This is a genomic window from Cryobacterium sp. Y82 (assembly GCF_002929495.1).
GTDB lineage: Bacteria > Actinomycetota > Actinomycetes > Actinomycetales > Microbacteriaceae > Cryobacterium > Cryobacterium serini.
Window position 1 is genome coordinate 174,554 of record NZ_PJJJ01000034.1, and the last position, 13,856, is coordinate 188,409.

Below are 13,856 nucleotides of genomic sequence, written 5' to 3' on the forward strand. Positions count from 1 at the left end.
AGCCCATAATAGAGTCATGGCCGCCCAACCCCCGAGTTACAAAACGCTCGCCAGTCTGAGCCGCATGAACCTGCTCTACCAGTTGCAAAGCCGCGGAACGATGACCGTGAACGACCTCGCCGAAGCCGCCGGCCTGCACCACAACACGGCCCGCGAACACCTCGACCGCCTGATCAACGAAGGTTTCGTAACCTGCGCGCCCGAGACGCGCGACAGCAAGGGTCGTCCCAAGATGCTGTACAGCGCAGCGGACGGAGCCAGCACCGAGCTGGGGTCGATTCGCAGCCGAAAGATCGAGGCGGCACAGGAGCGTGCCGACCAGCTGCGACGGATGCTGCCGCTGCTGCCCGCCGGGCAGAGGCTGGCTGGCTGCTCCGGTTCGGCTGCGCAACGGCAGCTCGATGCGCTCGACGACCACCTCGACCAGGCCGGCTTCGACGCCAGCATCGCCGCGAACCGCGAACAACTCAACCTGCATGACTGCCCATACTCCGAGATGGTCAAGGAACACCCCGAGGTCTGCGGCGTGCACTATCGCTTGATTCAGGGAGTGCTCGAGCAGGCCGACGGCCCGCTACGAGCCGTGGGCCTGAACCTTATCGACGCCCCGCACCTGTGCGTGATCGACGTGGTAGCCATGTCCGCTCCAGCCGACGACGTGCCTGCTGGGCGCGCTCAGGGCATAACTCCTGCAATTTCTGCGGCATCGCGCGCTCAACCCCGGAATCGCGCGACACACTAACTGGCGGCTCGCGATTTGCAGGAGTTATGCGCCCGGGCAAAACATTATTAACGGCATTTCGCGGTTGTAGCCCTTTTGCCCAGCGGCAAAGCTTATTTCGAGGGTGAGTGCCGCAGCGGCACTCCCCGGCAGGTAAGGGACAGCCGTGAAAAAGCGCACAAACACCAGCACCAGCGTTTCAACCAGCGCCGCGACCAAGCCAGGCACCGACGGTCCGGTCGCCGACTCACTGATCAAGCTCGGCCGTTTTCTGCGCCGCGGTGAAACCAGCGAAGACCTGCGCAGCGTGTTCAAGAACGGCGGTCGCGCCGCTGACTCGTTCTACCGTGACCGCTGGACCCACGACAAAGAGGTGCGCAGCACCCACGGCGTGAACTGCACCGGCAGCTGCTCGTGGAAGGTGTACGTCAAAGACGGCATCATCACCTGGGAGACCCAGCAGACCGACTATCCCAGTGTCGGCCCGGACAGCCCCGAATACGAACCCCGCGGCTGCCCCCGCGGTGCAGCGTTCAGCTGGTACACCTACTCGCCCACTAGGGTGCGCTACCCCTACGTGCGCGGCGTACTGCTAAACCTCTTCCGCGAAGCGAAGGCCCGCCTGGGCGACCCCGTGCTGGCCTGGGCGGAGATCACCGGTAACCCCGAGACCGCACGGCAGTACAAGAGCGCCCGCGGCCAGGGCGGACTGGTGCGGGCAAGCTGGGATGAGGCCGCCGAAATCGTCGCTGCCGCCCACGTGCACACCATCAAAAAGTACGGCCCGGACCGGGTCGTGGGCTTCAGCCCGATTCCGGCCATGTCGATCGTGTCGCAGGGTGTCGGTAACCGCTTCATCTCGCTGCTCGGCGGCACCATGCTCTCGTTCTATGACTGGTATGCCGACCTGCCGGTGGCCAGCCCGCAGGTGTTCGGCGACCAAACCGACGTACCCGAATCGGCCGACTGGTGGAACTCGAGCTACCTCATCATGTGGGGCTCCAACGTTCCCGTCACCCGCACCCCCGACGCACACTTCATGGTCGAAGCCCGCTACCGCGGCCAGAAGGTCGTCACCGTTTCGCCCGACTACGCCGACAATTCCAAGTTCGCCGACGAATGGCTCGCCGCGCATCCAGGCACCGACGGCGCCCTCGCCCTCGCCATGGGCCACGTCGTGCTCAAGGAATTCCTGGTCGACCGCCGCACCCCGCGTTTCGTCGAGTACATGAAGAAATTCAGCGACTCGTCCTACCTGATCGCTCTCACCCCGCGCCAGGACGCCTGGGTCCCCGGCAAGTTTCTGACGGCCGACGCGCTGCCCGGCACCGACGCATCCGTGTCGAGCGCCGCCTTCAAGACCGTCATGCTCGACGAGAACGCCGAACCGTTCGTGCCGAACGGTTCGATCGGTCACCGGTTCAGCGAGGCCGACAAGGGCAAGTGGAACCTCGACCTCGAGGGCCGCGACCCGCTGCTCTCCATAGCGGATGCCCCCGACTACGACGGGCGCGCAGTGGCGATCGACCTGCCCCGCTTCGACATCACGCCCGACGCCGAGCACGATACTGCGGGTCAACAGCACGCTGGAGCGGCCGGAATCGTGCGCCGCGGCGTGCCCGTTCGCGTCGTCGCCGGTGTGCTGGTGACGACGGTATTCGACCTGCTGCTCGCGCAGTACGGTGTCGGCCGCGACGGACTTCCGGGTGAGTGGCCCACCGGTTATGATGACGCGTCGACGCCGGGCACCCCGGCCTGGCAGGAAGAGATCACCTCGGTGCCGTGGCAGGCCGCCGCGCGTATCGGTCGTGAATTTGCGCAGAACGCCGAGGACTCGCAGGGCCGGTCGATGATTCTGATGGGCGCGGGCACCAACCACTGGTTCCACTCCGACACCATCTACCGTGCGTTTCTCGCGCTCACCACCATGACCGGCTGCCAGGGCGTGAACGGCGGCGGCTGGGCCCACTATGTCGGCCAGGAGAAGGTGCGCCCGCTCACCGGCTACGGCCAGTATGCGTTCGGCCTGGACTGGGTGCGCCCGCCGCGCCAGATGATCGGCACCGGGTTCTTCTACCTCGCCACCGACCAGTGGCGCTATGACGGCCTCAGCGCCGACACCCTGGCGAGCCCGCTCGGCACCGGGATATTCAAGGGACGCACCACCGCGGACACCATGGTCGAATCGGCCAAACGCGGCTGGATGCCCAGCTATCCCACCTTCAACCGCAACTCGCTCGACCTGGTCGACGATGCGACCGCTGCGGGCGTCGAACCGGCCGAATACGTCGTTGATTCGCTCAGGGACGGTTCGCTCGAGTTCTCCTGCGAAGACCCCGACGCCCCCGAGAACTTTCCGCGCGTGCTCGTGGTGTGGCGGGCCAACGTGCTCGGCTCCTCGGGCAAGGGCAACGAGTATTTCCTCAAGCACCTGCTCGGGGCGCCCTCCGCGGTGCGCGCCGTCGAATCGATGCCGGCTCGCCGCCCGAAAACCATGAAATGGCATGAGAGCGCGCCGGAGGGCAAGCTCGACCTCATGGTCACGAGCGATTTCCGCATGACGTCGACGACTATTTACAGCGACGTGGTCTTGCCGCCGGCCACCTGGTATGAGAAGAACGATCTCTCGACAACGGACATGCATCCGTTTATTCACTCGTTCAACCCGGCCATCGCGCCGCCGTGGCAGTCGAAGACCGACTTCGACATCTTTCACGTGCTCGCCGCGAAGATCTCAGAGATGTCGGTGACTCACCTCGGTAAGCGTAAGGACCTGGTCGCTGCTCCCCTGCAGCACGACACCCCAGACGGCATGGCCACCCCGCACGGCACCGTGCTGAACGACCAGCCGCTCATTCCCGGGGTCACCATGCCGAAGCTCGTCGTCGTCGAACGGGATTATCCGGCTTTCGCCGCGCAGCTCGGCGCGCTCGGACCGCTCACCGAAAAACTCGGCATGGTCACCAAGGGCGTGAAATTTAACCCCGACGTAGAGGTCGCCTACCTCGGTAAGAAGAACGGCCTGGTGCCCAGTGGGCCGGCCGCTGGCCGCCCGCGCCTGTCGACGGCGATTCACGCCTGCGAAATGGTCCTTGCCCTCTCGGGCACCACCAACGGCCGCCTCGGCACCCAGGGCTTTCGGCAGCTCGAGGAACGCACCGGCGTCAAGCTGGCCCAACTGGCCAGCGACAACGAGGGTCGCCGATTCAGCTACCCGGATGTTCAGGGCGCGCCGGTTCCGGTGCTCACCTCCCCGGAATGGTCCGGCTCCGAGCATGGTGGTCGCCGCTACAGCGCCTTCACCATCAACGTCGAGCACCTGAAGCCCTGGCACACCCTCACCGGCCGTCAGCACTTCTACCTCGACCACGACTGGATGATCGAACTGGGCGAGCAGCTGCCCATTTTTCGGCCGCCGCTGGACATGCACCGGTTGTTCGACGACTCGATCGTCGGCGCCACGACCGCGACCGGGGCGACGGGCTCTGCCGGGCATGCCGAGGTCGCCGTGCGCTACCTGACCCCGCACTCGAAGTGGTCGATCCACTCCGAATATCAGGACAACCTGCTCATGCTCTCGCTCTCGCGTGGCGGGCCGACCATCTGGATGAGCCCGCAGGACGCCGACAAGATCGGCGTGCGCGACAACGAGTGGATCGAGTCGTACAACCGCAACGGCGTCGTCGTGGCGCGAGCAATCGTCTCGCACCGCATGCCGGAAGGCACCGTGTACATGTACCACGCGAAGGACCGCACCATCAACGTGCCGGTCGCTGAAACCAGCGGTATGCGCGGTGGCACCAACAACTCGCTCACCCGCATCCTCTTGAAACCGTCTCACCTGATCGGCGGCTACGCCCAGCTGTCCTTCGCCTTCAACTACCTCGGCCCGACCGGGAACCAACGCGACGAGGTCACCGTGATTCGTCGTCGCAGCCAGAAAGTGGACTACTAATGCGTGTTATGGCCCAGATGTCGATGATTATGAACCTCGACAAGTGCATCGGGTGTCACACCTGCTCCGTCACCTGCAAGCAGGTGTGGACCAACCGCACCGGTGTCGAGTACGCCTGGTTCAACAATGTGGAGACGCGGCCCGGCATCGGCTACCCGCGCGAATACGAAAACCAGGAGAAGTGGAAGGGCGGCTGGGTGCGTAACAAGCGCGGCCGCCTGCAGCTAAAGGCCGGCGGGCGGCTGAAGAAGCTCTCGCAGATCTTCAACAACCCCAACCTGCCGCAAATCGACGACTATTACGAGCCGTGGACCTACGACTACGACATGCTCACCACCGCCCCGGCCGGCACCCAAAGCCCGGTCGCACGCCCGAAGTCGCTCCTGACCGGCCACGATATGGACATCAAGTGGTCAGGCAACTGGGACGACAACCTCGGCGGCTCGCAGGAAACTGCCGCGCAGGACCCGATTCTCGCCACGATGAGCGAGCACGTGAAGATGGAGTTCGAAGAGACCTTCATGTTCTACCTGCCGCGTATCTGCGAGCACTGCCTCAACCCCGCCTGCGTCGCGGCCTGCCCGTCCGGTGCCATGTATAAGCGTGAAGAAGACGGCATCGTGCTCGTGGACGAAGACGGATGCCGCGGCTGGCGCATGTGCGTCTCCGCCTGCCCCTATAAGAAGGTGTACTTCAACCACAAAACAGGCAAGGCCGAGAAGTGCACGCTCTGCTACCCGTTGATCGAGCAGGGTAAGCCCACCATCTGCTCCGAAACCTGTGTCGGACGCCTGCGCTACCTGGGTCTCATGCTCTACGACGCCGACGCGGTGCTCGCTGCGGCCTCGATCGAAAATGATCAGGACCTGCAGGGCGCCCAGCGCGCCTGCTTTCTCGACCCGTTCGACCCCGAGGTCATCGCCGCAGCCAAGGCGGAGGGCATGGCCGATGACTGGATCGAAGCCGCCCAGAACAGCCCCATCTACAAGCTCATCTCCGAGTACGAGATCGCCCTGCCGCTGCACCCGGAATACCGCACCATGCCGATGGTCTGGTACATCCCCCCACTCTCCCCGGTGGTCGACGTCGTGAGCAACTCGGGTAGCGACGGGGAAGACGCCCGCACCCTGTTCGCCGCGATCGACAAGCTGCGCATCCCGGTGGAATACCTCGCCGGACTGTTCTCGGCCGGCGACGTCGTTCCGGTCGAGCTGTCGCTGCGCAAGCTCGCCGCGATGCGCGCCTATATGCGTGACATCAACCTCGGCAACGAGCCCGACGAGCGCATCCCGAACGCGGTCGGCATGACCGGTGAGACCATCCAGGCCATGTACCGGCTGCTGGCCATCGCCAAGTACGAAGACCGCTACGTCATTCCCAAGGCCCACGTCGAGACCGCACGGGAGCTCGAAGAGCTCGGCTGCTCGCTCGACACCGACGGCGGCCCCGGCATGGGCGGGCCAGGCTCTGCCGGGCACAGTGGCCCATACGGCAATACCGTCGGCATGCCGCTCGGCGCCACGGTCGACAACTACAACACGATGACCGGGCGCCCAAGTGCGACCGCGCCGACCACCCCGGGCCGGGTCAACCTGCTCAACTGGAACGGTAATGGAGCGCCCCAGGGTATGTTCCCGCCGATAGCGGATGCAGGGAGCCCCGCATGAGTGTCGGCACCCTCAACGCACGGATGAACTTCGGCTTTCGGGCGCCTAAGACGGCTCCGCGAGCAATCGCGGCCGTTCCGCTGACGCCCGAGCAGGGGGTGATCGCGCACATGGCGGCATCGATTCTGCTCGACTACCCCACGCCCGAGCGGCGGGCGCAGTTTTCGCTGGTGGAGGCATCCGTTGCGGATCTGCCCGGCGAGCTGCGCCGCAGCTTTGCAGCGTTCTTCACGGCGGTCAACCCGCTCAGCGAGCAACAGCTTGAAACGCACTTCACCGCGACCTTCGACCTGAAACGCAAGTGCTGCCCGTACCTCACCTATTACGCGGCCGGCGATACCCGCCGCCGCGGTATGGCACTGGTGCGGTTTGTCGAAGCTTACCGGGCGGCCGGCTGGCAGGTGGATGCCGACGAACTGCCCGACTACCTGCCGATGGTGCTGGAATTCTCGGCGCTGTCGGACTCCCCGATCGCGCAGGAACTGCTCGCCGCGCACCGGGACGGCATCGAGGTCTTGCGCACGGCGCTCGCCAAGTTCGACAGTCCCTACGCCCGCGTCGTGGAGGCGGTGTCGCTGTCGTTGCCCGTGATCGACGACGAGACCCGCGAACGCTACCTCAACCTCGTGAACGAGGGACCGCCGACCGAGACGGTCGGCATGACCTACCTCGGCAATCTGAAACCGTTTTCCGCGCACGAAAATGAGGAAGTACGCCGATGACCGCCTGGGATTATCTGCTCTGGGTCGCCTTTCCCTATGCCGCTTCTGGCGTGTTCGTGGTCGGCCACCTGCTGCGCTACCGCTACGACCAGTTCGGCTGGACCTCGCGGTCGAGCCAGACTTACGAGAACCGGCTGCTGCGGTGGGGGTCGCCCATGTTTCACTACGGCATCCTCATGGTGATCGGCGGGCATATCGTCGGCCTGTTCATTCCCAAGCCCTGGCTGGAATTCTTCGGCGTGACCGAGCACATGTACCACCTCGGCGCCACCTGGCTGGGCAGTTTCGCGGCCGTGCTCACCGTTGCCGGGCTCGCCATTCTGATCTACCGGCGTCGCCTGACCAAACGGGTGTTACTGGTCACGACGGTGATGGACAAGGTCATGTACGTGTTCCTGGCCAGTACGATCACCTTTGGTACGACGGCCACCGTGCTGTACCAAATCTTCGGTGGCGGCTACGACTACCGAGGGTCAATCTCACCCTGGATCCGCTCACTGTACAGCCTGCAGCCCGACCCGTCGCTCATGAGCGATGTGCCGTTCTTCTTTCAACTGCACGTGCTCACGGCGACCGCTCTGTTTCTGCTGTGGCCCTTCACCCGACTGGTGCACGTGTTCTCGGCGCCGCTCGGCTACCTCGTGCGCCCCTACGTGGTGTACCGTTCCCGCGACAACCCTCGTGGTGCCGGATCGCGCTCGCCACGCCGCGGCTGGGAGAAAAGCGAGCGCCCGCTGGAGCGTTCGAGAAAGTAGTCTTTTTTTATGGTGCGGATCAAGAGGGCGTATGAGGCGGCATCCGCTGACGATGGATGCCGGGTGCTGGTTGATCGACTCTGGCCGCGCGGTGTCTCGAAGGAGAGCGCCGAGCTCGATGAGTGGCTGAAAGAGGTCGCGCCGTCACCCAGGCTGCGCAGCTGGTGGAAGCACGACCCGAAGCGTATGGACGAGTTCGCCGTGCGGTACCGCGCCGAACTCGACGGCAATCCGGAGACCCAGGCGGCCGTCGTGCAGCTTCGGGCGCTTGCCGCGGCCGGCGTGACGACCTTGATCTATGGAGCCAAGGACCCACAGGTGAACCATGCTCGGGTGCTCGCTAAATTCCTGCAGGAGAAGTAGACGCACGCGGTCACATTCCGCTCGAAGGAATACTGTGCCCCCGTTGCGCCTTGGGGCTAGAGGCGCCTGCACGCGGCGGTGGAATCTCAAGGGGCTCCCGCCGCGCGGGTCAGGGGGCGTCGGCATGACTCACGAATGACAATAGAAAGTGTCGAACCAGTGACTTCAGTAATTCCCGTCAGTTCCCGCGGCAGCAGATTTCCCAAATGGGTGCGCTCGTTTGGCGTTCAGATCATCGCCGCGCTCATCATCGGTCTCGGTCTCGGACTCGTGGCCAAATACACCGGCAGTACCGAAGCAAATCCCAACGGTCTCGGTGCGACCCTGAAAATTATCGGGTCGAGCTACGTTTCGCTGCTGCAAGCTGCCGTCGTACCGCTTATCTTCACCGCAGTGGTCAGCTCCATCGCGAACCTGCGCGAAGTGTCGAACGCGGCGAAGCTGGCCTGGAACACCCTTCTCTGGTTTGCCATCACCGCGTTGATTGCCGTTCTGATCGGCATCGGACTGGGCGTGCTGGTGCGACCGGGAGCGGGAACGGGCATTACTGAGAACGCCGAATACACCGGCAAGACCGGCGACTGGTGGGCATTTCTGACCGGGCTCTTCCCGAAGAACTTCCTCGGCCTCGGCGCCAACACCTCCGTCGTTGATGGCATCGCGAGCACCACCGTCAGCTTTAACGTGTTGCAGATTCTCGTCATCGCCATCGTGGTGGGCATTGCCGCGTTGAAGGTGGGCAAAGCGGCCGAGCCATTCCTAAACCTCAACGCCTCGGCTCTCGCGGTCATTCAAAAGGTGCTCTGGTGGATTATTCGCGTCGCGCCGCTCGGCACGATCGGCCTGATCGGAAACGCGGTCGCGGTTTACGGCTGGGACACCATGGGGTCGCTGGGCAAGTTCGCCGTCACCATCTACATTGGCCTCATCCTGGTACTGTTCGTGGTCTACCCGGTGCTGATCAAGTCTCACGGTCTCTCCGTCAAGCAGTACTACTCCGGTGTCTGGCCGGCCGTTCAGCTGGGCTTCGTGTCACGCTCATCCATCGGCACCCTTCCGCTGACGCAGCGCGTCACGGAGCGCAGCCTGGGCGTACCGCGCGGATACGCATCCTTCGCTGTTCCCCTGGGAGCGACGACCAAGATGGACGGTTGCGCGGCGATCTACCCCGCCGTCGCCGCCATCTTTGTGGCTGAGTTCTTTGGAATTCAGCTGGACCTCACCCAGTACCTTCTTATCGTTTTGGTATCCGTGCTGGGTTCTGCAGCCACGGCCGGCACCACGGGCGCCGTCGTCATGCTGACGCTGACCCTGTCAACGCTGGGTCTGCCGCTGGCCGGGGTTGGCCTGCTGCTGGCCATCGATCCGCTCATCGACATGGGCCGCACCGCCGTGAATGTAGCGGGTCAGGCCCTCGTGCCCACGATCGTGGCCAAGCGCCAGGGCATCCTTGACGAGACGCTGTACAACGCCCCGCGAACCTCGCAGCCCTTTACCGACGATGTGGCGGAGCCTGCGCCCACTGAGCTGGTCGACCAGAAGGTCTAGCCGGCGGCTTAGACCTGGCCCAGGGGGATCGACTCGTTGGCGAGCCGGACCGGATCGACCGGTTCGGCCCGCCGGATGAGCGCCTGCACGGCGTCGTTGACGTCCCAGACATTGACGTTCATGCCGGCGACCACCCGGCCGGCGTTCTGCCAGAAGACGATGAATGCGCCGCTGACGGGGTCGCCGCGGTAGACCAGATCGGCGCCGCGAGTGAGCGGGCCGAAGCCGGAATACTCCATGCCGAGGTCGAACTGGTCGGTGTAGAAGTACGGAATGGCGTCGAAGGACACGTTCTGGCCAAGCATCGCCCGGGCGGCAGCGGGGCCACCGTTCACGGCATTGGCCCAGTGTTCGCTGCGCAGGTGCTGCGAAATAAGCGGATGCTCGGCGTTAGCCACATCGCCGGCTGCAAACACGTGCGGATCGCTCGTTTGCAGGCTCGCGTCGACCAGGATTCCATTGTCGACCCCGAGTTGCGCCTTCTCGGCCAGTTCCACGTTCGGAACCGCGCCGATACCCACCAGCACGAGGTCGGCGGGCACAGTTTCACCGCCGACGAGTATCACGCCGGTGACCTGACCGCTGCTTCCGATCAGGCTTTCAACGCTCACGGAGCGGCGAATGACCACGCCATTGTGCTCGTGCAGGGTCGCGAACAGGTTGCCCAGTTCGTCGCCGAGGGCCGCCGCGAGCGGCACCGCACCGCGCTCGAGAACGGTCACCTCATTGCCGAAGGTTCGAGCCGTCGCGGCGACCTCCAGGCCGATCCAACCGGACCCCACGACGACGAGACGTCTGCCGCCGGCGGCCAGCAGGGAATGCAGAAGCTCGGTGTCGTCGAGGGTGCGCAGGTAGTGCACCCCGCCGAGGGTCGCGCCGGGCACGGCCAGGCGTCGGGGCCGCGACCCTGTGGTCAGCAGCAGCCGATCGTAGCGCCTGGATTCGCCATCATCGGTCCTGACTCGGTGTGCCGCGAGGTCGAGGTCGACCGCTCGCGTGCCGGGGTGAAATTGCACGTCGCGGTCGGTGTACCAGCTCTTGCTTTCGACGAAGACCGACGCCCGGTCGGCGGTGCCGGCGAGATACTCCTTCGACAGCGGCGGTCGAATATAGGGAAGGTGTTCCTCGGCCCCGATCAGGTGAATCTCACCATCGAAGCCCTCATCGCGCAGCGCACCGGCTGCGCTCGCGCCTGCGAGCGACGCCCCGACGATGACAAAAGTCTGCTGACCGGCCATATCGTGGTCCTCCCTCGAAGCGTGCTCTGACTGTACTGCGTTTGGCGGCTTGGGCGAGGGCGGGCGGTTTGCGGGCGGTGGGGCGGGGTCTGTGCGGGAGGCCGGTGACCCGGATCCGCGGTGGGGCGGCATCCGCTTCAAGGGGTGCCCGACGGATGCCCCGCGCGGGTCGCACAGGCGGCTCAGCTCGGCGAGACCACCGTGTCGCAACGCCAACAGGTGGCCGGCAACTCACCGGCGACGTAGGCGCCGCACTCCGGGCAGACCTGTTCGAGCCAGCAGACCGGGTCGCCACCTGGCGGTTCTTCATAGCTGGTCATCGTTGACCTCCTCAGTTGAGTATGACCTGCGTGCTGGCAGAAAAAAACCCGAAGCCCCCCGCTGGAGGAGAAGGGGACTTCGGGTCGCTGGGGGAGCGTCAGCTCGGGTTGGGTGCGCCGGGACGCGCGTAATAGAACCAGGCCAGGCCGGTGCAGAGCACGCAGAACGCGGAGCAGCCGATGAAGAAGGTGGTCGGGGTCATGGCGGTCAGGGCCATGCCAACGATGAACGGTCCAAAGGCGGCGATCGCTGCGGTCCAGCCGATTGCTCCGCCGGCCTGCCGCTTGGGAAAGATCATCGGCATCTGCTTGAACGTTCCGGCATTGGCCAGGCCGGAGAAGAAGAAGATGATGATCATGCCGGTGAGAAAACCGGAGAACTCCTCCACGCTGGTCGGGGTGAGAAAGAACACGGTGACCAGGGTTCCCACGGCCATGCCGGCGCCGCCGATGAAGGTGAAGATGGCGCCGCCGAACCGGTCGCAGAGCGGCCCGGACGCTGCGCGTACGAGGGCGCCGACGACGGGGCCGATGAAGGCGAAGGCGAGCGGGTTGGGAGCATCCGGAAAGTCGCCGTAAACGTTGAGGATGATCAGGCCCATCTGCGCGGCCAGGCCGCTGAACGCGCCGAAGCTCATAAGGTAGATGGCGGTCATGATCCAGGTGTGCTTGACCTGGAAGATGTCGAGCTGCTGTTTGAAGTTGGCCTTGATCGGCACACGCTTGAGAAAGAGGAGGGCGAGGACGATCGCGAGGATCACCCAGGGAATGAGCACGAGTCCGCCGTTGTGCAGCCAGACCAGTTCACCATTGGAGTCGCTCTCCGGCGTGAGGGCGGCGGTGCCGAGCAGGCCGAAACCGACCACCCACGGGGTGAGCAGCTGAATGAGGCCGATGCCGAAGTTGCCGAGCCCCGCCTGCAGGCCCAGGGCGGTTCCGGCCAGGCGCTTGGGAAAGAAATAGCTCGTCGAGGCCATGAAGCCCGAGAAGCTGCCGCCGCCGATACCCGCGGCGAACGAGAGTGCCAAAAGCACCCAGTAGGGGGTGGAGACGTCGCGGGCGACGAGGGTCCAGCCGATCATCGGCAGCAGCAGCAGGGCGCTCGACAGGGCGACGAGTACGCGGGTGCCGAGAATCGGCGGCAAAAACATGAAGATGAGTCGCAACAGGCCGGCGGCGAGGCCTGGCAGCGCGACCAGCCAGTACAGCTGGCTGGTGCTGAGGTCGAAGCCGATGTCGTTCAGGCGCGGGGCGATTGCGCTAACCAGGTACCAGGCCGCGAAGCCGAGGGTCATGCTGAAAGTGGTGATCCACAGGGTGCGCCACGCGAGGCGTGAATCCCACGTTTCGTCGTGTTCCGGATCCCAGTTGGAGAGGTCCGGCTTCAGCGTGGACGTAACGCGTGGTGGTGAGACGGTTGACATGGGCTTCCTCGGCTGGATGTCGGGCATACGGCCCGCTTCGTGACCAGCCTGTTCTTTTGCCGTTCGGCGTGCACCGCACAAACACCGTGACAAATGATTTCGGCTCACAGCGGATGCCGGTAGCCGACTCACGCTGGCTGCGTCGCGGTACTGTAGAACGGTGAAAACTCAGCTCAAGCTTGGTGCCGAACTCGGGGCCGTCGTGATCACCGTGTCTGATCGCTCGTCGCGCGGGGAGCGCGAAGACCGGTCGGGACCGGCCACCGTCGATGCGCTCGCGGAGGTCGGCATTCCGTGCGGGCCACCGCGGGTGGTGCCCGACGGGATCGAGAGTGTGGCGGGAGCGATCCTGGCCGCGCTCGGCGATGGCGCCCGCCTCATCGTGACGACCGGAGGTACCGGCGTGTCGGCGCGCGATCTCACACCCGAGGGCACGGCGACCGTGCTGCACACGACTCTGCCGGGAATTTCCGAGCGGATGCGCGCCTTGAGCGCCGCGACGATCCCCACCGCGGTGCTGTCCCGCGGCATCGCCGGCATCGCCGATTCGGTCGGCAACAACGGTGCTTTGGTCGTGAACCTGCCCGGTTCGACCGGCGCGGTGCGCGATGGTGTGGCCATTCTTGCGCCGCTCGTACGGCACATCATCGACCAGCTTGACGGGGGTGACCACTGATGGCTGCTGGCTTCGCTCTGGTCACCGAGTCGCCGCTCGACGTGGGTGAGCACCTGTCGGCGGTGTCCGATGCGACCCACGGCGCAGTGGTGACGTTCATCGGGCAGGTGCGCGATCACGATCCGGATGCTACCGGCCGCGTCACGGGCCTCGACTACAGTGCGCATCCCGACGCGGGGCGCATCATCGGAGAGATCGCTGACCGGGTGCGGGGGAAGCATCCGCTCGTGGTGCTGGCGGTCAGTCACCGCATCGGACACCTCGAGGTCGGCGACCTCGCCCTCGTCGCGGTCGTTGCGAGCGCGCACCGCGGTGACGCTTTTGCTGCCTGCGAGAGCCTCGTCGAGGCCGTGAAGGCAGAAGTTCCAATCTGGAAGAAGCAGTACGAGGTCGACGGAACGCATTCCTGGGTCGGTTTGTAGGGTCGGACAGAACTGCGGCGATCTGCGCGAAAGAGACCGCGTCAC

General features: G+C 65.0%; 12 protein-coding genes. 9 read left to right on the top strand and 3 right to left on the bottom strand.

All coding sequences use genetic code 11. The annotated features are described in order from the left end of the window. The first annotated feature begins 16 nt into the window (after positions 1 to 16). The 7 genes from CXY70_RS11790 (at position 17) to CXY70_RS11820 (ending at position 9,731) form a co-directional block, all read left to right on the top strand. Entirely contained in the window at positions 17 to 742 is a 726-nt protein-coding gene (locus CXY70_RS11790; RefSeq protein WP_158250972.1) for a metalloregulator ArsR/SmtB family transcription factor, read from the top strand. Between the two features lie 145 nt (positions 743 to 887). Next, positions 888 to 4,676 carry a nitrate reductase subunit alpha gene (locus CXY70_RS11795; RefSeq protein WP_104192552.1) on the top strand — a complete coding sequence of 1,263 codons (3,789 nt, stop codon included), beginning with the start codon at positions 888 to 890 and terminating at the stop codon, positions 4,674 to 4,676. After that, complete coding sequence (gene narH / locus CXY70_RS11800) at positions 4,676 to 6,343, top strand: nitrate reductase subunit beta (protein WP_104192553.1); 1,668 nt, start codon at positions 4,676 to 4,678, stop codon at positions 6,341 to 6,343. Before CXY70_RS11795 ends, narH begins: the two co-directional genes overlap by 1 nt. Continuing rightward, positions 6,340 to 7,065: a nitrate reductase molybdenum cofactor assembly chaperone gene (gene narJ / locus CXY70_RS11805; protein ID WP_233205910.1), complete on the top strand. Its 726-nt coding sequence runs from the start codon at positions 6,340 to 6,342 to the stop codon at positions 7,063 to 7,065. Before narH ends, narJ begins: the two co-directional genes overlap by 4 nt. Further along, entirely contained in the window at positions 7,062 to 7,820 is a 759-nt protein-coding gene (gene narI, locus CXY70_RS11810) for a respiratory nitrate reductase subunit gamma (protein WP_104192554.1), read from the top strand. The genes narJ and narI overlap by 4 nt, the downstream gene beginning before the upstream one ends. A 9-nt stretch (positions 7,821 to 7,829) precedes the next feature. Continuing rightward, positions 7,830 to 8,183 carry a DUF488 domain-containing protein gene (locus tag CXY70_RS11815; RefSeq protein WP_104192555.1) on the top strand — a complete coding sequence of 118 codons (354 nt, stop codon included), beginning with the start codon at positions 7,830 to 7,832 and terminating at the stop codon, positions 8,181 to 8,183. A gap of 159 nt (positions 8,184 to 8,342) precedes the next feature. Further along, positions 8,343 to 9,731 (top strand): dicarboxylate/amino acid:cation symporter, encoded by a 1,389-nt coding sequence (locus CXY70_RS11820; RefSeq protein WP_369852494.1) that lies wholly within the window; start codon positions 8,343 to 8,345, stop codon positions 9,729 to 9,731. A gap of 8 nt (positions 9,732 to 9,739) precedes the next feature. On the opposite strand, the gene CXY70_RS11825 is transcribed toward CXY70_RS11820, so the two are convergent. From CXY70_RS11825 to CXY70_RS11830, 3 genes are all read right to left on the bottom strand, one after another. Continuing rightward, complete coding sequence (locus CXY70_RS11825; protein ID WP_104192557.1) at positions 9,740 to 10,969, bottom strand: NAD(P)/FAD-dependent oxidoreductase; 1,230 nt, start codon at positions 10,967 to 10,969, stop codon at positions 9,740 to 9,742. Positions 10,970 to 11,151: 182 nt separating this feature from the next. After that, positions 11,152 to 11,289, bottom strand: a complete 138-nt coding sequence (locus tag CXY70_RS17835; protein WP_158250973.1) for a hypothetical protein — start codon at positions 11,287 to 11,289, stop codon at positions 11,152 to 11,154. A 98-nt stretch (positions 11,290 to 11,387) separates the two neighbouring features. After that, positions 11,388 to 12,713, bottom strand: a complete 1,326-nt coding sequence (locus tag CXY70_RS11830; RefSeq protein ID WP_104192558.1) for an MFS transporter — start codon at positions 12,711 to 12,713, stop codon at positions 11,388 to 11,390. 160 nt (positions 12,714 to 12,873) lie between these two features. Here CXY70_RS11830 and CXY70_RS11835 point away from each other — a divergent pair, with 160 nt between their 5' ends. Both CXY70_RS11835 and CXY70_RS11840 read left to right on the top strand, forming a co-directional pair. Beyond that, positions 12,874 to 13,389 carry a molybdenum cofactor biosynthesis protein B gene (locus CXY70_RS11835; protein WP_104192559.1) on the top strand — a complete coding sequence of 172 codons (516 nt, stop codon included), beginning with the start codon at positions 12,874 to 12,876 and terminating at the stop codon, positions 13,387 to 13,389. Then, positions 13,389 to 13,811: a molybdenum cofactor biosynthesis protein MoaE gene (locus tag CXY70_RS11840; RefSeq protein ID WP_104192560.1), complete on the top strand. Its 423-nt coding sequence runs from the start codon at positions 13,389 to 13,391 to the stop codon at positions 13,809 to 13,811. Before CXY70_RS11835 ends, CXY70_RS11840 begins: the two co-directional genes overlap by 1 nt. The last annotated feature ends 45 nt before the right edge of the window (positions 13,812 to 13,856 follow it).